This window comes from Micromonospora sp. NPDC018662, from assembly GCF_044391475.1.
Lineage (GTDB): Bacteria > Actinomycetota > Actinomycetes > Mycobacteriales > Micromonosporaceae > Micromonospora.
This window is the reverse complement of record NZ_JBISAC010000008.1, coordinates 287,210-309,286: the sequence shown is the minus strand read 5'-3', so window position 1 is coordinate 309,286 and position 22,077 is coordinate 287,210. Positions and strand designations below refer to the sequence as shown.

Genomic DNA, 22,077 nt, shown 5'->3' with positions numbered 1-22,077 from the left:
AGAGCAAGATCGAACCCCCGGCCCCGATCGACAAGGACCTCTACGACCTCCCCCCGGAGGAGTGGGGCGACGTCAAGCAGGTCCCCGGCTCGCTGCCGGCCGTGCTCGACTCGCTCGAGGCCGACCACGACTACCTGCTCGACGGCGGCGTGTTCACGCCGGACCTGATCTCCACCTGGATCGACTGGAAGCGGGCCAACGAGGTCGACCCGGTGCGCCTGCGCCCGACCCCGCACGAGTTCGCGATGTACTTCGACTGCTGAGCACGCTCTCGTCAGCACCGGCCGGGCCGGCTCCGCCTTCGCGGGGCCGGCCCGGCCGTTCCGTTGCCGGGCCGGCTCAGCGCGGCGCGTGCCGGTGGCGCAGCCCGGCCCGGACGCCGGCCGCCACGACGACCACCACCAGCACCGTCATCAGCACCGCGCCGGGCGCCTTGGTGAACCGGGCCAGGTTCGTGCCGTCGGGCAGCGCGAGCACCGAGGCCACCACGCAGGGCGCCACGAACCAGACGGCCCGGGCCGGCGACACCACCGCCACCGCGAGCAGCGCCAGCGGCCAGGTCGCGTACCAGGGGTGGAAGACCGGGGCGAGCAGCACGGTGGCGGCCAGCGCCAGCCCGGCGCCGAGCAGCACCACCCGCTGCCGATCCGCGCCCGACCGGCGCAGCGCCGTCCACGCCCGCCACCAGAGCGCCACCAGCAGCCCGGCCAGCAGCACCAGCCCGACCAACCGGGTCACCGGCACGGCGTGCGGGGCACGCCCGACCAGTTCGCCGGCGTAGTCGATCACGAAACCGACAGCGGTCGGTGGCGAGGTCCACTGCTGCGAGTCGCCGCTGCGGCCGAGCCCGTCCACCCAGCCCAACCCGAGGCGGGTGGCGAGCGAGAGGACCAGCAGCGTGCCGAGCACCGCCGCGGCCAGCCGGCCACCGTCGCGCAGCAGCGCCCGCCAGGTGTGCCGACCGGGCACGGCGGCGAGCGCCGCGAACGGCAGCACCACCACGGCGACCGCCTTCACCGCGACCGCCAGGCCCAGCAGCACCCCGGCCACCACCAGCGCGCGCGACGTGCCCGGTCGGCGGACGAGCACCAGCAGCCCGAGCAGGACCAGCCCGAGCGCGAGCGCGTCGTTGTGCGCGCCGGCGACCAGGTGCACCCCGACCAGCGGGCAGGCCAGCACCAGCCAGGCCGCCCGGCGGGCCGGCACCCCGGCGGCCCGGGCCAGGCCGGGCAGGGCGACGGCGGCCAGCAGCACCCCGGCCACCGCGACCAACCGCAACAGCACGATCGTCCCGACCAGGCCGCCGCCGGCGAGCACCGCCAGCCCGGCCAACAGCACGAAGAACGGCCCGTACGGCGCCGGGGTGTCCCGCCAGATCGGTGACACCGACCCGGTCCACGGACAGCCGGCCGCCGCCACCCCCACCCGGTACGGGCTGACCCCCTGCGTCCAGGTCCAGCCCTGGCAGGCGTACGAGTAGACGTCGCGGCTGCCCAGCGGCGGCGCGGCCAGCAGCGGCAGTGCCCAGAGCACGGCGGTCAGGTAGGCCCACCGGCCCGACGGGGCGCCCCAGCGCAGCGACCACCAGGCGCCCACCAGCAGCACGGTTCCCACCAGCCAGCAGCCGAGCGCCACCGGCCCGTGCGGAGCCTGCCAGAGCGCGGCGAGCGTGGCGCGCGGCGGCGCGCCGGGCAATGCCCCGCCCAGCCAGCCGGCGGCGGTGAGCAGCACCGCCCCGGCGAGACCGGCGTACCGGGCGAGCGCGGCGGCGACCGGCCGGACCGGCGCGTCGGGCTCGCTCACCGGCACCCTCCTCACTCCACGGGGACCGGCTGCCGCCCCTTCCGAGCCGACCGTACCAACCATCCGACCAGGACTATCACGAACAGCGTCATCAGCGGCGCACCCGGCATCTTGGTGTACCGCGGCAGGCCGGTGCCGTCGGGCAGGATGAGGAACGACGCCACCAGTGCGACCACCAGATACCACTTCTCCCGCACCGGGGCGGTCGCGGCGAGCACGGCCAGCGGCCAGGTCCAGTACCAGGGGTGGACCACCGGCGAGAGGGCCACCGTCAGGGCCAGTGCCAGGCCGGCGTAATAGAGCGGGTCACGGGTGCGGGCCCGCCACCAGAGCCAGACCAGCAGCACGGCCAAGAGCACCACGGCGATCCCCCGTGTCACCGGGAGCGCGTCGACGTGGACACCGAACGGCGCCACGACGTACCCGACGGTCTGTCCCACCGCCGTCGGCGGTGAGGTCCAGGCGACCGCGACGCCGCCCTGCGACAGTCCGCCGACCCAGCCGAAGTCCAGGCCGCCGGCAACCGTCACACCGACGACGGTGGCCACCGCTCCGCCGACCACCCACCCACCGTCGCGCAGCAGCGCCCGGATCCGGTACGGCCCGACCATCGCCACCAGCGCGGCGAACGGCACGACGACCAGGGCGGTCACCTTGATGGCCACGGCGACGCCGAGCAGCACCCCTCCCACCAGCAACGGACCGGGGCGACCCGGCCGGGACGCCACCACCGCCAGCCCGGCAACCAGCGTGCCGACCATCAGCGCGTCGTTGTGCGGCCCGCCGATCAGGTGCACGGCGACCAGCGGGCAGGCCAGCACCAGCCACACCGCCCGCTCGGCCGGTACGCCGCAGCGGCGGGCCAGCACCGGCACCGCGTACGCCGTCAGCACCACTCCGACCAGGGCGAGCAGCCGGAACAACACGATGCTGGCGGTCAGTGAGCCGGTGGCCTTCACCACCGCACCGGCGATGACGACGAAGAGCGGACCGTAGGGGGCCGGGCTGTCCCGCCAGATGTAGGAGACGGTATCCAACCACGGGCACGGCAGAGCCGAGACACCCTGCTCGTACGGACTGATCCCGGCCGCGTAACTGGCTCCCTGACAGGCGTACGCGTAGACGTCCCGGCTACCGAAGGGGGGCGCGAGCAGCAGCGGCGTCAGCCAGAGCGCGGCGGTGACCAGAGCCCACCGCACGGACGGCACCCGGTCGCGTAGCGACCACCAAGCCCAGGCCAGCAGCGCGGTGCCCACCAGCCACGCCAGGACGATCAACGGGCCGTGCGGCCCCTGCCAGATCTTCACCGGGTTCGTCCGCAACGAAGAGTCGGTCAGGGCGCCCCCGAGTAGGGCGGCCAGCGCGAGCAGGAGGGCACCGGCCAGGCCGGTCCAGCGTGACAGTTGGTGAGACACGCTCGTCATGCTGCCAGCCCCGCCGGGTCCAGCCGCCGCCAGGACCGACCTCGGTGACCGCAGCGGACGCGAGGGCGTAGCCGAGGCCCCGCGATCACGCCGTCAGCAGTGATTCCTCGCCGGGACACCGCTGAAGACCGAAAAGTCACCGGGGACGCGTACCTCGACGTCTGTCCACCCGTCCGCCCCCGGCCGCAGGCAACCGCCAGGCCCTTCAAGGGAAAGCCAGGGCGACCAACGTATGCGGATCGGCACGTCGCCGACGCGGTCCACGGCGAACCGCACCCGGGCCTGGTCCGAGGCAATTAACGAGCCCGGAGCACCCACCAACGGTGTCGGATCGGACACCGCGTACAGACGCCAGTTCGCGTCACGCCAGACCTCGCGCAGGTAGGGCTGACCGGCGAGCACCAGTTCGGCCTCCTTCCGACCCCACCGGTCCGGCGGCGCGTCGGGCGCAACCGCGACGTACCGGACCGCGTTGCGGCGCAGCCACTCCCCGTATGAGTCCGGGGTGAGACCGTCGGAATAGAAGAGAGCATTGCGATCGGTGTCGACCTGCCGTTCCCAGCCACGCGCCAGCGGTACCGTCGGCGGCAGATACGCCGACTCCCAGTGGTCGCGCAGCGGCACCACCTCGACCCGACCCACCGGCTGCCGCCTGTCCAACTCCTCGCTGAGCGGGCGGTGGAACGCGGCGGCGCTCTCCGGTGAACCGGCACGGGTGACGTCGCTGACCATGACCGGGTTCTGCCACCAGACGGTGGCGGCGAGCAGGCCGGCCAGCCACCGGCCGGGCAGCGGAGCGAACCCGGCAAGCAGCGGCAGCGTGAAGAGCATTGGCAGGCGCAGCGCGTTGGAGCCGATCGGGCTGGGCAGGTAGTAGGCACCGATCAGCAACAGCACGGCAAGCACCGCGCCGATCCGCAGGGCGCGGCGCCGCCGGGGCACCACGACGAACACCAGCACCGCCAACGCCACGTTGACCCGCATCGACTCCGCCGAGTAGGGCTGGGTCCCGCCGTTGCCGAACAGCACGGCCATCGGCGCGAGCGCGAGCGCCGGCGCGAGGCAGAGCACCAGGCTCTCGGCCAGCGGGCGGTCGGCCCGCCAGCCGCCGGGCAGCGGACGACCCGCCCCGTCGCCCCGGCGCAGCGCGGCCAGCAGCAGCGCCGCGCCGGCCAGTCCGGTGAAAAGCCCGGCGACCGGGCTGGCCCAGGTAGCGGCGGCGGCGAGCAGGGCGGCCAGGACCAGGCGCGCCCACCGGGTGAGCCGCTCGGCACTGACCGCGCAGAGTGCGAGCAGCCCGAACGTGAGGCCGACGGCGAAGGTGATCCGGCCGCTGGCCAGGTTGCCGACCAGTACCACCGCGCCAAGCACCCCGGCCAGCACCGGCCGGCGTGCCCGGTGCCGGACGAACAACCAGCCCAGGGCCGCCGCGCCCAACACGGCTGCCAACGCGCCCAGGGGCCGCACCCCGAGCCACGCACCCAGCCGGGCGGTGAACAAGCTGTAGCCGTATTGGTTCACCCCGCCGTACCAGCCGAGGTCGACAGGCGTGCCGCCGTGCTGGGCGACGAAGTCGGCGCGGGCGACCTGTGCGGCCAGGTCGGTGCCCATGGGCGGGGCGAGCAGGAACGCCACCGACAGCAGCAGCGCCGTCGCGACGGCCGGCAACCATCCGGGCACCCGGAGGTGGCCGGCCCGCCCCGCGGTCCCGGCCCGCGTCGGCCGGCCCAGCGCGTCAGGCATCGAGGACCCGCTCCATCGCGGACCGGGCGTGCCGGGCGGTGCGCAGGTAGCCGTCGAGGAATTCGCCGGCGTCGTCGTGGCCGAGCAGGCGCACCACGCCGGCCAGCTCCACCCCGTGCCGGGGAAGCTGGTCACCGGCCCGGCCGCGCACCAGCATCAGCGCGTCGCGGACCTGGGCGGCGAGCGTCCAGCCGGCGGCCAGCTCGGCCGCGTCGTCGGGGTCGAGCAGGCCGGCCTCGCGGGCGGCGGCCAGCACGTCGAGGGTACGGGTGCCGCGCAGCGCGGGCAGCCCGCCGGCGTGCCGGAGCTGGAGCAGTTGCACGGCCCACTCGACGTCGGCGAGCCCGCCCCGGCCCAGCTTCGTGTGGGTGGCCGGGTCGGCGCCGCGGGGCAGCCGCTCGGTCTCCACCCGCGCCTTGATCCGGCGGATCTCCACCACCTGCTCGCGGCTCAGCCCGTCGGCCGGGTATCGCACCGGCTCGATCATCGCCTCGAACTCGGCGCCCAGGTCGGCGTCGCCGCAGACGAAACGCGCGCGCAGCAGCGCCTGCGCCTCCCACACCTTCGACCAGCGCGCGTAGTACTGGGCGTACGCGGCCAGGCTGCGGACCAGGGGGCCCTGCCGGCCCTCGGGACGCAGGTCGGCGTCGACACCGAGCGGCGGGTCGGGCGCCGGCGCGGAGAGCAGCCGGCGCAGCTCCTCGGCGACGGCGTGCGCGGCGGCACCGGCCGCGCTCTCGTCCGCCCCGGGCGGCGGGTCGTAGACGAACAGCACGTCGGCGTCGGACAGGTAGTTGGACTCGTACCCGCCGAGCCGGCCCATGCCGATCACGGCGAAACGCAGGCCCGGCGGGCCGGGTTGGGCGGCCCGGGCGGCGCGCAGCGCGGCGGCCAGCGTGGCGTCGGTGACGTGGGAGAGCGCGGTGCCGACCGCGCTCACGTCCACCACCGTGGGACGGCGTGGCCCGCCGCCCGGCGGGCGCGGGGTGAGCGGGGCGAGTGAACCGGCCCGGCTGAGCACGTCGGCGGCGGCGATCCGGACCAGTTCGCGGCGGCGCAGCGCGCGGACCGCCCGGGTGGCCTCGACCGGGTCGTCGTGCCGGGCCGCCGCCGCGACGAAGCCCTCGACCAGCGTCTCCCGGGGACGCGGGGTCAACTCGCTGTCCTCGGCCAGCAGCCGCAGCGCCTCCGGCTCGCGGGCCAGCAGGTCGGCCGCGTAGCGGGAGGAGGAGAGCACCCGGGCCAGCCGGCGTGCCACCGGGCCGGAGTCGCGCAGCAGGCGGAGATACCACGGGGTGCTGCCGAGCTTGTCGGAGACCTGCCGATAGTTGAGCAGGCCGCGGTCCGGCTCCGGGGCGTCGGCGAACTCGTCGAGCAGCACCGGCAGCAGCGTGCGCTGGATGGCGGCGGTGCGGCTGACCCCGCCGGTGAGCGCCTGGAGGTGCCGCAGCGCCCCGGCCGGGTCGGCGAAGCCGAGCACCTCCAGCCGGTGCCGGGCCGCCTGCGGGGTGAGCCGCAACCCCTCGGCCGGCACCCGGGCCACCGACTCCAGCAGCGGCCGGTAGAGCAGTTTGGCGTGCAGCCGGCGTACCTCGGTGGCGTGGGTGACCCACTCGGCGCGGAACTCCTCGACGGCGCTGCGGCCCGGGGTGGCCGCGTAGCCGAGCGCGGCGGCGAGCCAGCGCAGCGCGGCCGGCTCGGTCGGCACGGTGTGGGTGCGACGCAGGCCCTGGAGCTGGAGCCGGTGCTCGACGGCGCGCAGGAAGCGGTAGCCGCGCAGCAGCGCCTCACCGTCGGCGCGGCCGACGTAGCCGCCGGCGACCAGGGCGCGCAGCGCCGGCACGGTGCCCGCCACGCGCAGCGACTCGTCGCCACGACCGTGCACGAGCTGGAGCAACTGGACGGCGAACTCGATGTCGCGCAGCCCGCCCGGACCGCGCTTGATCTCACGTTCCAGCTCCTTGGGCGGGACGTTGTCGAGGATCTTGCGGCGCATGGACCGGACGTCGGAGACCGCCTCCGGCCGCTCGGCCGCGGTCCAGACCAGCGGGGCGAGCGCCGCGACCCACTCCCGGGCCAGCGCTAGGTCACCGGCGGCCGGGCGGGCCTTGAGCAGCGCCTGGAACTCCCAGGTGCGGGCCCAACGCTTGTAGTAGGCCAGGTGGCTGGCGAGCGTGCGGACCAGCGGACCCCGGTTGCCCTCCGGGCGCAGCGCGGCGTCGACCGGCCACGCGACCAGCCCGCAGACCCCGATCAGCCGGGTGGCGACCTGGGTGGCGGCGGTCAGGTCGTCATCACCGGCGGCGACGAAGATGACGTCGACGTCGGAGACGTAGTTGAGCTCGTCGCCGCCGCACTTGCCCATCGCCACCACCGCGAGCCGGGGCGGGGTCGTGCCCTCGGGCAGCTCGTCGACCGCGATGTCGTAGGCGGCGGCCAGCGTGGCGTCGGCGAGCCCGGACAGCGCGGCCATGGTCTGTTCCAGGCCGCGCCCGCCGGTCAGGTCGGCCGCCGCGATCCGCAGCAACGCCAGCCGGTACGCCTGCCGCAGCAGCGGCACCGCACCGGTGAGCGTGGTCAGCTTGGCGGCGACGGCCAGGTCGAGCCGGCCGTCGGCGGTCGGGGCGAGCCCGTCCGGCTCGGTGGCCAGCACCGCCCACTGCCCCGGGTTGGCCACCAGGTGGTCGCCGAGCGCCGAGGAGGCGCCGAGCACCGCGACCAGCCGGCGGCGCAGGCCGGGGTCGGCGGCGAGCGCGTCGCGGACGGCGACCTCGTCGCCGTGCTGTCGTTCCGCCTCGACGAGCCGGTGCAGCTGGCGCAGCGCCAGGTCCGGGTCGGCGGCCCGGGAGAGCGCGGTGAGCAGCTCGGCGGCGTGGTCGTCGGCCGGTTCCTGGGTGTCCGGCCGCCACAGGCCGAGCCCGTCCGGGCCGAGCAGGTCGACGGCGCGCGGACCGGTGTCGGCCTCGGCGAAGCCGTAGCGGGCCAGGCGCCCGCGGGCCGGCCGGGTCACCTCACGCCCCGAGCAGCGGCAGGCTGCGGCGCGGACTGTCGTCGCCCAGCTCGCCGAGGGCGAGCGCGGCGAACCGGATCGCGAACGGCTGCCAGGCCTCCTCGACGTCGGCCATCGCCCGGGCGCACGCGGCCACCACCAGCTCCGGGTCGTAGCCCAGCTCGGCGAGCGTGGCCGAGTCGCGCGACCACTCGGCGATCATCGCGGTGTCGCACTCGATGTGGAACTGCAGCCCCCAGGCCCGGTCGCCGAGGCGGAACGCCTGGTGCGGGTAGCGGGTGGACGCGGCGAGCAGCGTCGCGCCGTGCGGCAGCTCGGTGATCTCGTCGGCGTGCCACTGGAGCACGTCGGGCATCAGCGGCACGTGGCGGAACAGCGGATCGGTCTCGGCGGCGTCGCGCCGGCCGACCACGGTGGGGCCGATCTCCGGCCCGGACGGGCTGCGTTCCACCCGGCCGGCGTGCGCGGTGGCGAGCAACTGCGCGCCCAGGCAGATCGCCAGCGTGGGCACCCGGTGGCGGACCGCCTTGCGCAGCAGCCCCTCCAGCGCCGGGAACCAGGGCGCGCCGGGGCTGTCGTCGGCCGCCGGGTAGGCCTGCTGGTCGCCGCCGAGCACCACCAGGGCGGCGTACCCGTCGAGGTCGGCGGGGAGCGCGTCGCCCGCGTGCGGGCGCAGGACGCGCAGCTCCAGACCCCCCTCGGTGAGCCACTCCCCCAGTCGGCGGAGGTCGTCGGTCGGGTCGTTCTCGATCACCAGCGCGGTCGCCACGACGTCGAGGCTAGCCGGTACGCCCGACACCGGACGGTCCGGCTCGGCCGCACTAGGCTCGCGGTCGTGCCCACCGACGACTGCCTGCGCCCACCGGTCCTGCGTCCCGGCGACGCGGTGATGCTGGTGTCGCCGTCCGGCCCGACCCGCCCCGAACGGGTGGCCCGCGGCATGGAGCTGCTCACTGGCTGGGGGCTGCGGCCGGTGCCGGCGCCGAACGCGTACGCCCGGCGGGGTTACCTGGCCGGCGACGACGCGCTGCGGGCCGCGGACCTGAACACCGCGTTCGCCGACCCCGAGATCCGCGGCGTGCTCTGCACCCGGGGCGGGTACGGCGCGCAGCGGGTGGTGGACCTGATCGACATGGCGGCGGTCCGCCGCGACCCGAAGGTGGTGGCCGGCTTCTCCGACATCACCGCGTTGCAGTTCGCGCTCTGGCGGGGCGCCCGGCTGGCCGGGGTGCACGGGCCGGGTGCCGCCTGGCGGGACGAGCGCACCCCGCTCCGCTCGGCGGAGTCGCTGCACGCCGCGCTGATGACCACCGAACCGGTGACCGTCGCGGCGGTCGGGACGGAGGAGACGTTCCCGGTGCGGGTGCCCGGCCGGGCCGAGGGCCGGCTGCTCGGCGGCAACCTGTGCCTGCTCACCGCCTCGATCGGCACTCCGGACATGCCGGACCTGACCGGCGCGATCCTGCTGGTCGAGGAGGTGCAGGAGCCGCCCTACAAGATCGACCGGATGCTGACCCACCTGCGCCGCTGCGGCGCCCTGGCCGGGCTCGCCGGGGTGGCGGTCGGCCAGTTCACCGAGTGCGCCGACGGCTGGGACACCACGGTGGTCGACGTGCTCACCGACCGCCTGGGCGACCTGGGCGTCCCGGTCCTCGGCGGCCTCCCGATCGGCCACGGCCCCGGCCAGCTCACCGTCCCGGTCGGCACCCCCGCCGTCCTGGACACCACCACCGCCACCCTGACGGTCACCCCCGCCGTCCGCTGACCCCCCGGGTGGGGTGAGGTGGCGACGCCGCCGCCCAGCGTCGCGCCCGCATCGGCGAGACTGCAACCGCATTTGTCCGGATTCGCGCCCCCGATTGCCAGCTCGCTGACAGGTTCGCCATGGGTTGCCCCCAGCTCCGGCAGTCACTGTCGGTGACGTCATCGCATCACCACCGAGAAGGAGACCCGCATGATCCGCACGACGAGGAAGCGCCTGCTGGTCGGCCTCGCCGCCGCCGGCGTGCTCACCGTCGGGATCGCCGCCCCGACGGTGGCGCTCGCCGACGACAAGAGCCCGAGCCCGTCGTCGAGTGCCCGCACCGACCAGGGCGGTGACCGCCACGCCGAGCGGCAGGCCGAGTTCGCCGAGTCGCTCGCCAAGGAGCTGGGCGTGCCGGCCGACAAGGTCACCGCGGCGCTGGAGAAGCTGCGCGAGCAGCGCCAGGCCGACCGGCCGGAGCGGCCGACGCCGCCCTCGGCGCAGGACCGCCAGGCCGCCCTGAAGGAGCGGCTGGACCAGGCCGTCAAGGACGGCAAACTGACCCAGGAGCAGGCCGACGCGGTGCTCAAGGCCGCCGAGGCGGGCGTGTTCCCCGGCCCCGGCCGCCCCGGCGGCATGGGCCACCGCGGCTGGTGAGTAAGGCGGGGCCCCCGCTTAACGCATTTCGCATAGGCGGGGGCCCCGCTTAACACCTCCCGCTCAGCGCAGGTACGGCCCGTCCGCGCCGAGCTTCCCCGGCGCCGGGTTACCGGGCAGGTCGAGCACGTAGACCCGCAGGTTGCCCTTGCCGCTGACCGAGGCGGTCAACGTGCCGTCGGTGACCGTCCGCACGTCGCCGGTGACCGCGTCCACGTACCGGCCGTTGGGCACGCCCCGGAACGTGGCCGAGCCGGACACGGTGACCAGTGCGAAGCTGTCCACCGCGCCCTGCGTGAACCGCCGCTTGTACGCCATCGCGCCGCTGACGCCCTCGGTCGAGTACTGCCCCTTCTGCAGCGCCGGCACGGCCCGCCGGATCAGGTTGAGCCGCTGCACGTGCTTGACCAGCGGCTGGGCGAGCGTGGTGGCCACCGCCCCGCTGGCCGACCCGACCACCCCGAAGTCGGCGGCGGTGACGCTGCCGGCCAGGTGGTCGCCGTAGTAGGCGCGGCCGGTGGTGGCCAGCGGGCAGGTCGGCCCGCAGTCGATCCGGGCGCCCTTCTGGAACTCGATCTCCGAGCCGTAGTAGAGCGTCGGGATGCCGCGGAACGTCCACATCAGACTCATGTTCTCCGCCCACGCGTCGGTGCCACCGGTGTAGCGGGTCGAGGACTTGTTCGGCCCGTAGTCGTGGCTGTCGACGTAGACGACGTTGTAGGTGGCGTCGTTGTAGCTGTCGTCGGAGTCCTTCCCGTTGCCGAACGCGTTGCCGGCGTCGGAGAAGTTCATGTGCATCCGCATGTCGATGACGTTCATGCCGGAAAATTTCGAGTGGTCCGGCGCGTGGTACGCGTTGCCGCGCAGGAACGCGTTGTCGGTGGTGGGCTGCCCGGCCGGGCCGAGGAGCTGCTCGTAGTCGTACTGCTCGATCGCGGCCCGCACGTCGTCCGGGCTGTACTCCTTGCGCTCCTTCCAGGTGAAGAACTGCGCGGAGTGGTTGACCGAGCCGCGGTTCCACTTGTCGTTGACGAACGCGGCGACCTCGCCGAAGACGTAGAAGTCCTTGCCCTTCTCGCCGAACTTCGACACCGCGTGCTGCTGGATCGCGGGCAGGAAGCGCCGGTTCCAGGTGACCCGGGGGATGTGTACGGCGGTGTCGATCCGGAAGCCGTCCACGCCCATGTCGATGTACCGGTTGTACGCGTTGATCAGGTATTCCTGCACTGCCGCGTTCTCGGTGTTGAAGTCGGCCAGGTCCTCGTGCAGCCAGCAGCTCCGCGCGTCCTCGCCCTCCCAGTTGCCGATCCAGCACTGGTGGTACTTGTCGGCGGGGAACAGCTTGCTGGTCGGCGTGGGCCACTGGCACTGGTAGAGGATGTAGCCCTCGGCGCTGCGTCCGCCGGTCGGCGTACCCCAGTTCAGGCACTGGTTGCCGGCGGGCGCGGCGGACGACCAGACGTCGCCGTTGTACGGCCGGCCCTTGGCCTTGGCGTTCTGCGCCGGGGTGAGCGCCGGGTCGGTGCCGGAAGCCTCGACCATCGGGTCGTACTCCCGGCCGGCCTGCTGCTGGTCGTAGTACCACTTCCACTGGTCGTCGCGGGTGCCGTAGACGGTGGGCGTGAACAGGCCCTTGGCGCCCCACCGGGAGCTATGGTTGTAGACCACGTCCTGGAAGATCTTGATGCCCTTGGCGTGCGCCGCGTCGATCAGGTCCTGGTAGGACGCGCCGGCGCTCTCCAGCCGCGGGTCGACCCGGTAGAAGTCCCAGCCGTGATAACCGTGGTAGTCGTAGTCGGAGCGGTTCAGCACCACCGGCGTGATCCAGAGGGCGGAGAACCCGAGCGCCTTGATGTAGTCAAGCTTGTCGACCAGGCCCTTGAAGTCGCCCCGGAACATCGGGTCGTCGTTCGCCGCGTTGCCGGAGGCAACGTGCTGGCTGCCGCCCCGGTTGTTGGCCGGGTCGCCGTCGGCGAACCGGGCGGTCATCACGAAGTAGATGCTGTCCTCGCGCGGATCGCCGCCGAGCGGGGCGCCGCCGGCCGGCGCGCTGCCGGTGGTCGCGGACACCGGCGCGCTCGCCGCCGACCGGTTGCCGGCCGCGTCCAGCGCCCGCACGATCCAGGTGTACGCCGTGCCGGGTCGCAGGTCGTACGCCACGTACCGGGTGGTGGTGCTGGTGACGGTGGTGCCGCCGGCACCTCCGGTGCGGGTCAGCTCGTAGCTGGTCACGCCCCGGTCGTCGGTGGCGGCGGTCCAGCTCAGGGTGACCGCCAGCCCGTCGGCGACGGCGGTAAGACCGGCCGGCGTGGACGGCGGCGTGGTGTCTGGCACGGTCGGCGCGCACGGGTCGGCGGCGGAGGCGGTGACCCGACCGTTGTCGACGACGCTGCGCCCGGTGCCGATGGTGTAGTCGGCGCCGCCGTTGTTGTCCCAGGCCCCGGCGGTGTTGTTGAACGCGGCGGTGAGCCCGGTGGCCGCGCCGAGGTCGACGATCCGGCGGGCCCAGCCGGCGCAGCGCGTCTCCATGGCGACGCCCGGCGCGGTGGTCCAGGCGCCGCCGGTGGGCCGGTAGTGCAGGTTCGCGGCAGTCCAGCCGCGCGGCGTGAGGTGGTACCAGACCTCAGCGGTGTTCCCCGCGCCGGTGCTGCCGGTCGGCGTCGGCGTCGGGCTGGTGGGGCCGGACGGGCTCGGCGTCGGGGTGGCCGTGGCGCACGGGTCGCCCGCGCCGATCCGGCCGGCGGCGACGGTGACCGGGCCGACGCCGAGGCGGTAGTTGGCGCCGTTGTTGTTGTCCCAGACGCCGCTGCCGTTGGTGAAGACGACCTGGAGGCCGGTGGCGGAACCGAGGTCGACGACCTTGCGACGCCAGCCGGTGCAGGCGGCGTCCATCGGCACACCGGGAACCGGCGTCCAGGCCTGCCCGTCGACGCCGTAGTGGATGTTGACCGACGCGCCCCAGGCGGCCGGTGGCTGGTAGTAGACGGTGACGGTGTTCGCCGCCGCGGCGGCGGTGAACGGCAACAGCGCGGCGAGCACGCCGGCGGCGAGCGCGAGCGCTCCCCACCGGCGGCGGTTGGTGGTGGTGCCCCTCATGGCGCTCTCCTGACACCCACGCCCGCACGACGGGCGCAAGGGGATGAAGGCGTTGCAAGAACTTGCGACGCGTGGTGCCAGGAAGTTACCAGCTTCAATCCCCGGAAACCAGGGGTTCACAATCGACGCTGTGCGCAACCCCTTGCATCCCCCGCAACTCCTTGCTCCCGGCCACGTCACCGAACCGGGAGCAAGGAGCGCTCAGCCCTCGGCCGGCGGGGTGAAGACGCCGAGCAGGTTGCCGGACGGGTCACGCAGCCGGGCGTGGGTCAGGCCGCTCGGCGCGGTCACCGGCTTCGCCACCACCGTGCCACCGGCCTTCTCGGCCTGCCGGCAGCTCTCCGCCACGTCCGTCACCTGGGCGTAGAAGATCGCGTAGTTGTCGGCGGCCGAGTCGGTGCCCCGGATCGCGCCGCCGATCCCCCGCTCGCCGCCGGCCGCCGTCTGCCGGTACGAGTTATCCGGGCCGCCCTGCTCCTCGAAACTCCAGCCGAACAGGTCGGCGTAGAACCGCTGTGCCTGGTCCGGGCGGTCGGAGCCGATCTCGAACCAGGTCACCGGCGTGCTGGACATGCTGCCTCCTGTCGTCGCGCCGGCCGGTCGGCCGACGTCGTCAGGACCCAGCGTCAAGGGTGTCCGCGACAGCGTCCTGTCGGAGTTTCGGCGACAGATTCTCCGGATCCTCCACCAACGGAACCAGCCGGCGCACCAGGTCGGGCCACCGTTCGCCGTACCGCGCGTCGAACGTGACGAGTTCCGACGCGCCGACCGGCACCGTCGCCACACCGAACTCGTACAGCCGGACCACCACGTCCGCCGCGACATCCTCCAGCCCGGACTCGTCTGGCGGCAGGGTGACGTCGGCGACCATCCGCACGATGGTGGCGAGGCGCCGGTCGATCCGCCGGTTGACGCCCAGCACCCGCTGGACGCAACGCAGCATGGCGAGCGGAACCGCTCTGCCGGAGAGCAGGGAGGGCCGGCACGCGGCCTCCAACACCTCGACCATCACCTCGGCGGACACGCCGCGGTCGCCGGCCATCCGGTCCAGGAGCAGACGGAGGAAGGCGAGCCGATCCCAGTCGGGGACCACACCCGCGCCACGTACGGCGATGTCCACGCAGCGCAGATACACGCGCTGCCGTTCCTGCTGCGACGCCGGGCGCAACGGCAGCAGCCACGCCTCGAGCAACGCATGGGCGGCGGACGAGGCGTCACCCGGTCTCGACTCGGAGATCAGGGCCAGGGCCGTCGCCAACTTGTCGAACACCGGCTCCAGCGCGCCGACCAGCACCGCACCGTCGACGTCGCAGGTGAGGTGGGCATTGCGGCGGACCCGTGACAGCAGTGCGGCCGACAGGCCGACGCCGCGCGCGGACGCCGCCCCGGGCACTCCGAGCACCCACAGCGGATCCACGTCCGGCGGCACCTCGGGCCGGTCGTGCAGCCACACCCGCACGTCCCGGTCCGGCTCCGTGCCGAGTCGTGCCAGCGCCAGCAGGTCGGTAAGGCTCTGCCACTCCTCGGCGAAGAGCTGGGATCGCCACAACCCGACCTGCGCCCGCCACTCAGCCACCGGCTCCACCGTCTCCGGGAACAACGTCCTCCCGCTGACCTCCTCCACCGCCACCAGGACCAGCAGCAGCAGGTTGGCGCCGTACGCGGCGCACCGGGCCGGCATCCGCCGGCGGCGGGGCCGGTAGGCGTCGAAGCGGCGGCTTCCGTTGGCGTAGGGCGCTTCCGAGAACAGTCGCGTCAGCAGTTCCGCCCAGGCGGCTCGGCCGACGTCGTCGCGGTCGGCCAGCCGCTCCCGAAGGAAGCCGAGCACGGTGGCCCAGCTGCTGAGCACGGAGTAGGACAGGAGGGCGTGCAGCAGGTCGTCCTCGACCGGCTCGCCGGTCAACGTGAGGCTGGTCGCCCGATGCCGGGCGACCAGGTCATCGACCGCCTGCGCGATGAGCCGGGCCACCAGGTACTCGCCGAACGTGGCGTGCAGGAACTCGTACGTCTCGCGGCGTCGCTCCTCGTCACCGACGCGGGCGCGGTGGATGAAGAAGAACCGGCCCAGCACCACCTCCGCCGCCGCCAGCGGGGCACGCAGCCCGTCCCGTCGCGCCGACTTCGACCCACCGAAGGGCAGCGCGGCCAGGTCGGCGTCCAGCTCTGTGGTGCTCACCCACTGCACGCCCCGGTTGAACATCGCGAAGGCCACCACGGCCAGCCGGCACAACTCCTCCTCGACGGCCCGGTCCAGCTCCGGCTCGGGCAGGCCAGCGCGCTGCTTCACCACCTCCCGCCGGGCGAAGCGTCGCAACAGCCGCTCGTACAGCTCGCCGCGGCGCAGCGCGCCGGCCTGGCGCAGGTCGTTGCCCTCGGCGTCGTAGAGGGCCAGCATCAGCAGCAGCAGCGGCTGCCCCGCGAGCTCGCGGTGCGACAGCACCGTGGCCGGGTCGAGCGGCCGGGCGCCCGGCGCCCGGAACGCCACGGCGTTGACGCGGTTCCAGGTCCGCACCCAGGCATCGACGCGCGGCTCGTCGAACGGTTCCAGCCGGACCGCGACCGTGCCGGAAGGCGGCTGGGCCCGGTCCGCCACGCTGGTCCGGCTGGTCACCACGACCGCCACCGGCCGCCCCTGGTCGGCCTCGCGCCGTTGGAAGGCGGCCACCCGCCGCAGGTAGTCGGTCTGGCTGACGCCGGTGGCCTGCAACAGCTCGTCGAACCCGTCGAGCAGCACCACCGGTAACGCGTCACCGGCCGAGCGGACCAGCGCCGGCCACTCGACGCGCTCGCCCGTGTCGTTGCGGACCGCCTGTTCGATCTGGTCCTGGATGTCCGCGGCGGCGTGGACGTCGCGGAGCACCACCCGGACCACCAGGAAGTCGGCGGCGGGCAGCCGGGCGGCGACGACCCGGGTGAGCACGGACTTGCCGGAGCCGGGCTGGCCGAGCACCAGCAGCGGGGCCCGGACGGCCCCGGGCGAGGTGAAGTGAACGACGAGCGCCTGCCAGAGGTCGTCGCGGTCCGGCCGGTCACGCCACCAGTTCTCGTCGCTGGGCCGCGCGGCCCGGTCCAGCTCGGCGATCCGGCACAGCGGCGGCACGTATGCCTCGCCCAGCGTCGGCACGGTCAGCCCGGCCGGCACGTCGCCGGAGGTGATGATCGGTCGGTCCAGTTCGGCGGCGTACGCGGCGGCCAGACCGGCCCGCCGCCCGTCCGGAGCCGACCCGGTGGACAGCTCGGCCAAGGCCCGGTGCAGGTCGGCCAGGCCGACCGACAGCCGGCGGACCTCGACCCGGGTGGCCTCGTGCTCGTGCAGGTCGATCCAGAAGGACACCTCGGGGAAGTCCACCGCGAGCCGGTTCAGCAGCGCGCCGTACCGCTCGACGGCGACGCCGGGTAGACCGGCGAGGGCCTCCTCGGTGTCCCGCCAGCCCGCGCCGGAGAGCGCGTCGCCGACGGCCAGCCCGTTCAGGAAGGCCAGGAGGGCGCGCGTCTGCTGCCCGTACCAGTGGGCGAGCGCCGACCGCAGCACCGGCTGGGGCAGGTGCGGGCCGGGCACCGGAGCGGTGGTGCCGAACAACGCGGCGGTGAGGTCGTCCGCCACGTGCCGGGCACCGGCCAGCCGCAGTTGGTCGGACCGGTCGATCGCCAGTTCCGTCAGGTCGAACGGCAGCTTCAGGCCGTCGAGCGCCTCGAAGAACGCGGTCACCGCGATCACCGCGTGGGCCGCCTCCAGCCGCTGCGTCCGCCCGTACCGGGACAGGCCGGAGCGCTTCTCGGACACGCCGCGCACCAGCTCGTGGCCGAGCCGGACGAACTCGGCCTTGGCGTCGAAGATGCCGAGCAGCGCCGGCACCGGCACCGACGCGGCCAGCAGCACCCCTCCGGTCAGCCTGTCGAACCAGTCGACGACCTTGCTCTTCTCCCCGCCGAGCAGTTGTACGGCGTCGGCGTAGCTGAGCGTGTCGGGCACCGGCATTCCTCCCACAGGGCGGCAGACCCGCCAGGATCCCCCATTCGGGACGAAAACGCTATCGGGTTTCAGACCAGGCTCAGCGGGCGCAGCCGGTGCTGCGGGATGTCGATGTCCTCCGGGTGCAGCTCCCGGGTCACCGGCTCGGCCAGCGGGCGCACCGAGACGATCCGGTCGGTGCGGAAGCAGCGCACCTCGTCCCGCAGCCGGCACCAGGCCACCAGGTACCAGTGGGTCGCGTTGCCCAGGTAGGCCAGCGGTTCCACGTCGCGCGCCGAATCCGCGCCGCTGCGGTCCGCGTACCGCAGGCGCAGCACCCGCCCGGCGGCGACCGCGTCGGCGACGGCGGCCGGGACGGGACCGGCCGGCCCGCGGTCGATCAGGTGCACCCGGCCGGCGAGCCGGTGCGCCTCGGCCACGTCGGCGGGCGGCATCACCGCGACCAGCTTGCGCAGCGCGGCGCCGGCGGCCGGGGCGAACGGGGAGCCGCCCAGCCGGTGCAGCGCCACGGCCATCGCCACCGCCTCGGCCGGGGTCAGGTTGACCGGCGGCAACGTGCGAGCGCGGTCGACCACGTAGCCGCCGGTGCGGCCCGGCTCGGCCCAGATCGGCACCCCGGCGGCCTGCAACGCGCTGATGTCACGCTCGACGGTGCGGGTGCTGACCTCGAACCGCCCGGCCAGCCAGCGTGCGCTGCGCGGGCGCGGCGACACCGCGCGCAGCTCCTCGACCAGGGCGTAGAGCCGATCCGTGCGGTTCACCCCGGAAAACTAGCCCCGGGGTACGACAGCCGTCAGGCGATGCAGGCGCAGACGATCAGCGCGGCGCCGAAGTGGGTGGCGGCGCTGACCCGGGCCGCCGGGTGCGGCTCGTCGGCGGCGATGACGTCACCGAGGCGGCCCGGCGTGAGCAGGTCCAGCACCAGGAAGGCCAGCGCCATCACCAGCAGACCGACCAGCCCGAAGATCACCGTGGAGGCCAGCCCCTTGGCGAACGAGCTGTAGCTGGTCAGCACCGCGGTGAAGACGATGCCGGCGATGCCGAGCTGGTTGGCGGCGAGCAGCAGCGCGGCGTTGCCGTTGCGGCGCGTCCAGATCAGTTCGCGCAGCTTGCCCGGGGTGAGCAGGTCGACCAGCAGGAAACCGGCGGCCATCAGCGCCACCCCCACCACCCCGAACACGATGCTCTGCCACGCCCCGTTGAGCAGGTCTTCCAGCACCGAACGCCCTCCCCGGCTCCGCCCGCCCGGGCGCGGATGCGCGGGCGGTGCCGCAGACGATAGCGGCACCGCGCAAACTCGATCTAGAGCGAGAGGTAGCGCTGCCGCTCGTAGGGGGTGACCTCGCGGCGGTACTGCTCCCACTCGGCCCGCTTGTTGCGCAGGAAGAAGTCGAAGACGTGCTCGCCGAGCACCTCGGCGACCAGCTCCGAGCCGGCCATCACGTCGATCGCCTCGGACAGGTTCTCCGGCAGCGCCTCGTAGCCCATGGCGCGACGCTCGGCGCTGCTCAGCGACCAGACGTCGTCCTCGGCGCCCGGGGGCAGCTCGTAGCCCTCCTCGATGCCCTTCAGGCCGGCGCCGAGCATGACCGCGAACGCCAGGTAGGGGTTGGTCGCGGAGTCCAGCGAGCGCACCTCGACCCGGGCCGAGTTCGGCTTGCCGTACGCCGGCACGCGGACCAGCGCGGACCGGTTCAGGTGACCCCAGCAGACGTACGCCGGGCTCTCGGTGATCCGGTCCGGCAGCGCCTGCGGGAACAGCCGCTTGTACGAGTTGACCCACTGGTTGGTGACCGCTGTGTATTCCCGGGCGTGGGTGAGCAGCCCGGCGATGAACGACTTGGCGACCTTGGACAGCTTCATCGGGTCACCGGCGTCGTGGAACGCGTTGCGCTCCCCCTCGAACAGCGACAGGTGGGTGTGCATGCCGTTGCCCGGCTGGTCGGTGAACGGCTTCGGCATGAAGCTCGCCTGCACGCCGGTGGAGAGCGCCACCTCCTTCACCACGTGCCGGAACGTCATGATGTTGTCGGCGGTGGTGAGCGCGTCGGCGTACCGCAGGTCGATCTCCTGCTGGCCGGGGGCGACCTCGTGGTGGCTGAACTCCACCGAGATGCCGATCCGCTCCAGCGCCAGCACCGCCTGGCGGCGGAAGTCACGCGCCACCGCGTGCGTGGTGTGCTCGAAGTAGCCGCCGGTGTCCACCGGGACCGGCACCGAGCCGTCCTGCGGACCGTTCTCCAGCAGGAAGAACTCGATCTCGGGGTGGGTGTAGAAGGTGAAGCCCTTGTCGGCCGCCCGGGACAGCATCCGGCGCAGCACGTGTCGCGGGTCGGCCCAGGAGGGGCTGCCGTCGGGCAGCAGGATGTCGCAGAACATCCGGGCGCTCTCGCCGCTGACCCCGCCCTCGAACGGGAACACCTGGAACGTGGTCGGGTCGGGCATGGCGACCATGTCCGACTCGAAGACCCGGGCGAAGCCCTCGATGGCGGAGCCGTCGAAGCCGATGCCCTCCTCGAAGGCCGCCTCCAGCTCCGCCGGGGCCACCGAGACGCTCTTGAGCGTGCCGAGCACGTCGGTGAACCACAGCCGGACGAAACGGATGTCCCGCTCCTCCAGCGTACGGAGGACGAACTCCTGCTGACGGTCCACATCCACCCCTCGTGACACGTACGTTCTCCACCGATCGGGCCGGACCGGCTGACCGCTCAGTCTCCACCGACCTCGTTACGCCGACGTTACGCCCTTCCCCGGCGTGGCGTCCCACCGTGTCCCGGCCCGGGAGACGGTGGCCCGGCTCTCCCCCGTCCGGCCGGATTCGGGCCGGACGGCTGGGGGAAGATGGGGACATGCCCACCCTGCGTCTCGCCCTGTGCCAGGTCAACCCGACGGTCGGCGACCTCACCGGCAACGCCGACCGGGTCCGCGCGTGGACCCGCAAGGCCGCCGACTCCGGCGCCCAGCTCGTGCTCTTCCCCGAGCTGATGCTGACCGGTTACCCGGTCGAGGACCTGGTCTTCCGCCGGTCCTTCGTCGCCGCGTCCCGGGCCGCGCTGCACCGGCTCGCCGCCGACCTGGCCGGCGACGGCCTCGGTGAGCTGCCGGTCCTGGTCGGCTACCTGGACGCGGACGGGCCGCCGCAGGTCAGCGCTGACGCCGAGCCGGGCCGGGGGGCCCGCAACGCGGCGGCGCTGCTGCACCGCGGCGAGGTGGTGGCCACCTACTTCAAGCACCACCTGCCCAACTACGGGGTGTTCGACGAGGACCGCTACTTCGTGCCCGGCGACACGCTGACCGTGGTCCGGGTCGGCGGCGTCGACGTGGCGCTGACCATCTGCGAGGACCTGTGGCAGGCCGGTGGGCCGTTCGCGGTGGCCCGGCAGGCCGGGGTCGGGCTGGTGCTCAGCATCAACAGCTCGCCGTACGAGCTGAACAAGGACGACGCGCGGCTGCCGCTGGTGCGCCGGCGGGCCGCCGAGGCGGGCGCCGCCATCGCGTACGTGAACATGGTCGGCGGCCAGGACGAGCTGGTCTACGACGGCGACTCGCTGATCGTGGACGCCGAGGGCACGCTGCTCGCCCGGGCGCCGCAGTTCGTCGAGCACCTGCTGGTGCACGACGTGGCGCTGCCGGCGGCGCCGGCGGTGGCCGGTGGCGCCACCGACCTGGCCGACGGGATGCGGCTGGTCCGCCACGAGGTGCCGGCGATCCCGGCCGCGCCGACCGGGCCGGCGGCGACCGGCGGGATCATCGAGCCGGTCGCCGACGAGGCCGAGGTGTGGCAGGCGCTGGTGCTGGGCCTGCGCGACTACACCGACAAGAACCGGTTCCCCTCGGTGGTGCTCGGGCTCTCCGGCGGCATCGACTCGGCGGTGGCGGCGGCGCTCGCGGTGGACGCGCTCGGCCCGCGCCGGGTGGTCGGCGTCTCGATGCCCAGCCAGCACTCCTCCGAGCACTCCCGCACCGACGCCGAGGAGCTGGCCAAGCGCACCGGCCTGGACTACCGGGTCGAGCCGATCCAGCCGATGGTCGACACGTTCCTGGCCAACATGTCGCTGTCCGGCGTGGCGGTGGAGAACCTCCAGGCCCGGGTCCGCGGCGTGATCCTGATGGCGCTGTCGAACCAGGAGGGCCACCTGGTGCTGACCACCGGCAACAAGAGCGAGCTGGCGGTGGGCTACTCGACGCTCTACGGCGACTCGGTGGGCGGCTACAACCCGGTCAAGGACGTGTGGAAGACGCTGGTCTGGCGGCTGGCGAAGTGGCGCAACGCGGACGCGACGCGGCGCGGCGAGACGCCGCCGATCCCGGAGAACTCGATCGGCAAGCCACCGTCGGCCGAGTTGAGCCCCGGCCAGCTCGACAGCGACACGCTGCCCGACTACGACGTGCTCGACCCGATCCTGATCGGGTACGTCGACGGCGACCTGGGCCGGGACGGCCTGGTCGAGTCCGGCCACGACCCGGCGGTGGTGGACAAGGTGCTGCGGATGGTGGATACCGCCGAGTACAAGCGGCGGCAGTCCGCGCCCGGCACCAAGATCTCCATGAAGGCGTTCGGGCGGGACCGGCGGTTGCCGATCACCAACCGCTGGCGCGAGGACGGCTGAGCGCACCTCGGCCGGGA

14 protein-coding genes and 1 pseudogene are annotated in these 22,077 nt (G+C 73.8%); 4 read left to right on the top strand and 11 right to left on the bottom strand.

All coding sequences use genetic code 11. The features are described from left to right. A pseudogene (locus ACH495_RS23425) lies at window positions 1-263 on the top strand (type I glutamate--ammonia ligase); the annotation flags it as partial. Between the two features lie 76 nt (window positions 264-339). On the opposite strand, the gene mptB (ACH495_RS23420) reads toward ACH495_RS23425, so the two are convergent. The 5 genes from mptB (ACH495_RS23420) to ACH495_RS23400 all read right to left on the bottom strand — a co-directional run bounded on the left by mptB (ACH495_RS23420) (window position 340) and on the right by ACH495_RS23400 (window position 8,749). Further along, window positions 340-1,803: a polyprenol phosphomannose-dependent alpha 1,6 mannosyltransferase MptB gene (gene mptB, locus ACH495_RS23420; protein WP_396859832.1), complete on the bottom strand. Its 1,464-nt coding sequence runs from the start codon at window positions 1,801-1,803 to the stop codon at window positions 340-342. 11 nt (window positions 1,804-1,814) lie between these two features. Further along, window positions 1,815-3,227: a polyprenol phosphomannose-dependent alpha 1,6 mannosyltransferase MptB gene (gene mptB / locus ACH495_RS23415; RefSeq protein ID WP_396859831.1), complete on the bottom strand. Its 1,413-nt coding sequence runs from the start codon at window positions 3,225-3,227 to the stop codon at window positions 1,815-1,817. A gap of 93 nt (window positions 3,228-3,320) precedes the next feature. Beyond that, entirely contained in the window at window positions 3,321-4,970 is a 1,650-nt protein-coding gene (locus ACH495_RS23410) for a hypothetical protein (RefSeq protein ID WP_396859830.1), read from the bottom strand. Next, entirely contained in the window at window positions 4,963-7,980 is a 3,018-nt protein-coding gene (locus ACH495_RS23405; protein ID WP_396859829.1) for a bifunctional [glutamine synthetase] adenylyltransferase/[glutamine synthetase]-adenylyl-L-tyrosine phosphorylase, read from the bottom strand. The genes ACH495_RS23410 and ACH495_RS23405 overlap by 8 nt, the downstream gene beginning before the upstream one ends. 1 nt (window position 7,981) lies before the next feature. Beyond that, a complete protein-coding gene (locus tag ACH495_RS23400; RefSeq protein ID WP_396859828.1) occupies window positions 7,982-8,749 on the bottom strand; it encodes a type 1 glutamine amidotransferase in 768 nt (255 codons plus the stop codon). 66 nt (window positions 8,750-8,815) lie between these two features. Here ACH495_RS23400 and ACH495_RS23395 point away from each other — a divergent pair, with 66 nt between their 5' ends. After that, window positions 8,816-9,745, top strand: a complete 930-nt coding sequence (locus ACH495_RS23395) for an LD-carboxypeptidase (protein ID WP_396859827.1) — start codon at window positions 8,816-8,818, stop codon at window positions 9,743-9,745. Between the two features lie 189 nt (window positions 9,746-9,934). Next, window positions 9,935-10,381: a hypothetical protein gene (locus tag ACH495_RS23390; RefSeq protein WP_396859826.1), complete on the top strand. Its 447-nt coding sequence runs from the start codon at window positions 9,935-9,937 to the stop codon at window positions 10,379-10,381. A gap of 63 nt (window positions 10,382-10,444) precedes the next feature. On the opposite strand, the gene ACH495_RS23385 is transcribed toward ACH495_RS23390, so the two are convergent. The 6 genes from ACH495_RS23385 to glnA all read right to left on the bottom strand — a co-directional run bounded on the left by ACH495_RS23385 (window position 10,445) and on the right by glnA (window position 20,102). After that, window positions 10,445-13,477, bottom strand: coding sequence for a carbohydrate binding domain-containing protein (locus ACH495_RS23385; RefSeq protein ID WP_396859825.1), 3,033 nt, complete (start codon window positions 13,475-13,477; stop codon window positions 10,445-10,447). Between the two features lie 201 nt (window positions 13,478-13,678). Next, the gene (locus tag ACH495_RS23380; protein ID WP_396859824.1) at window positions 13,679-14,050 is read right to left on the bottom strand and encodes a VOC family protein; all 372 of its coding nucleotides are present in this window, start codon (window positions 14,048-14,050) and stop codon (window positions 13,679-13,681) included. A 40-nt stretch (window positions 14,051-14,090) separates the two neighbouring features. Next, window positions 14,091-17,450, bottom strand: coding sequence for an NACHT domain-containing protein (locus ACH495_RS23375; protein ID WP_396859823.1), 3,360 nt, complete (start codon window positions 17,448-17,450; stop codon window positions 14,091-14,093). Window positions 17,451-17,518: 68 nt separating this feature from the next. Beyond that, window positions 17,519-18,211: a helix-turn-helix transcriptional regulator gene (locus tag ACH495_RS23370; RefSeq protein ID WP_396859822.1), complete on the bottom strand. Its 693-nt coding sequence runs from the start codon at window positions 18,209-18,211 to the stop codon at window positions 17,519-17,521. Window positions 18,212-18,243: 32 nt separating this feature from the next. Continuing rightward, window positions 18,244-18,669, bottom strand: a complete 426-nt coding sequence (locus tag ACH495_RS23365; RefSeq protein WP_107161579.1) for a DUF350 domain-containing protein — start codon at window positions 18,667-18,669, stop codon at window positions 18,244-18,246. 83 nt (window positions 18,670-18,752) lie between these two features. Then, entirely contained in the window at window positions 18,753-20,102 is a 1,350-nt protein-coding gene (gene glnA, locus ACH495_RS23360; RefSeq protein WP_396859821.1) for a type I glutamate--ammonia ligase, read from the bottom strand. Between the two features lie 197 nt (window positions 20,103-20,299). Here glnA and ACH495_RS23355 point away from each other — a divergent pair, with 197 nt between their 5' ends. Then, on the top strand, window positions 20,300-22,060 hold the full coding sequence (locus ACH495_RS23355; RefSeq protein ID WP_396859820.1) for an NAD+ synthase: 1,761 nt from the start codon (window positions 20,300-20,302) through the stop codon (window positions 22,058-22,060). Window positions 22,061-22,077 lie beyond the last annotated feature (17 nt).

Excerpts from the sequence above, each read along its gene's own strand:
- ACH495_RS23390 (WP_396859826.1), top strand. The coding sequence starts at position 9,935 with ATGATCCGCACGACGAGGAAGCGCCTGCTGGTCGGCCTCGCCGCCGCC.
- ACH495_RS23410 (WP_396859830.1), bottom strand. The coding sequence starts at position 4,970 with ATGCCTGACGCGCTGGGCCGGCCGACGCGGGCCGGGACCGCGGGGCGG.
- mptB (WP_396859831.1), bottom strand. The coding sequence starts at position 3,227 with ATGACGAGCGTGTCTCACCAACTGTCACGCTGGACCGGCCTGGCCGGT.
- ACH495_RS23380 (WP_396859824.1), bottom strand. The coding sequence starts at position 14,050 with ATGTCCAGCACGCCGGTGACCTGGTTCGAGATCGGCTCCGACCGCCCG.
- ACH495_RS23355 (WP_396859820.1), top strand. The coding sequence starts at position 20,300 with ATGCCCACCCTGCGTCTCGCCCTGTGCCAGGTCAACCCGACGGTCGGC.
- ACH495_RS23385 (WP_396859825.1), bottom strand. The coding sequence starts at position 13,477 with ATGAGGGGCACCACCACCAACCGCCGCCGGTGGGGAGCGCTCGCGCTC.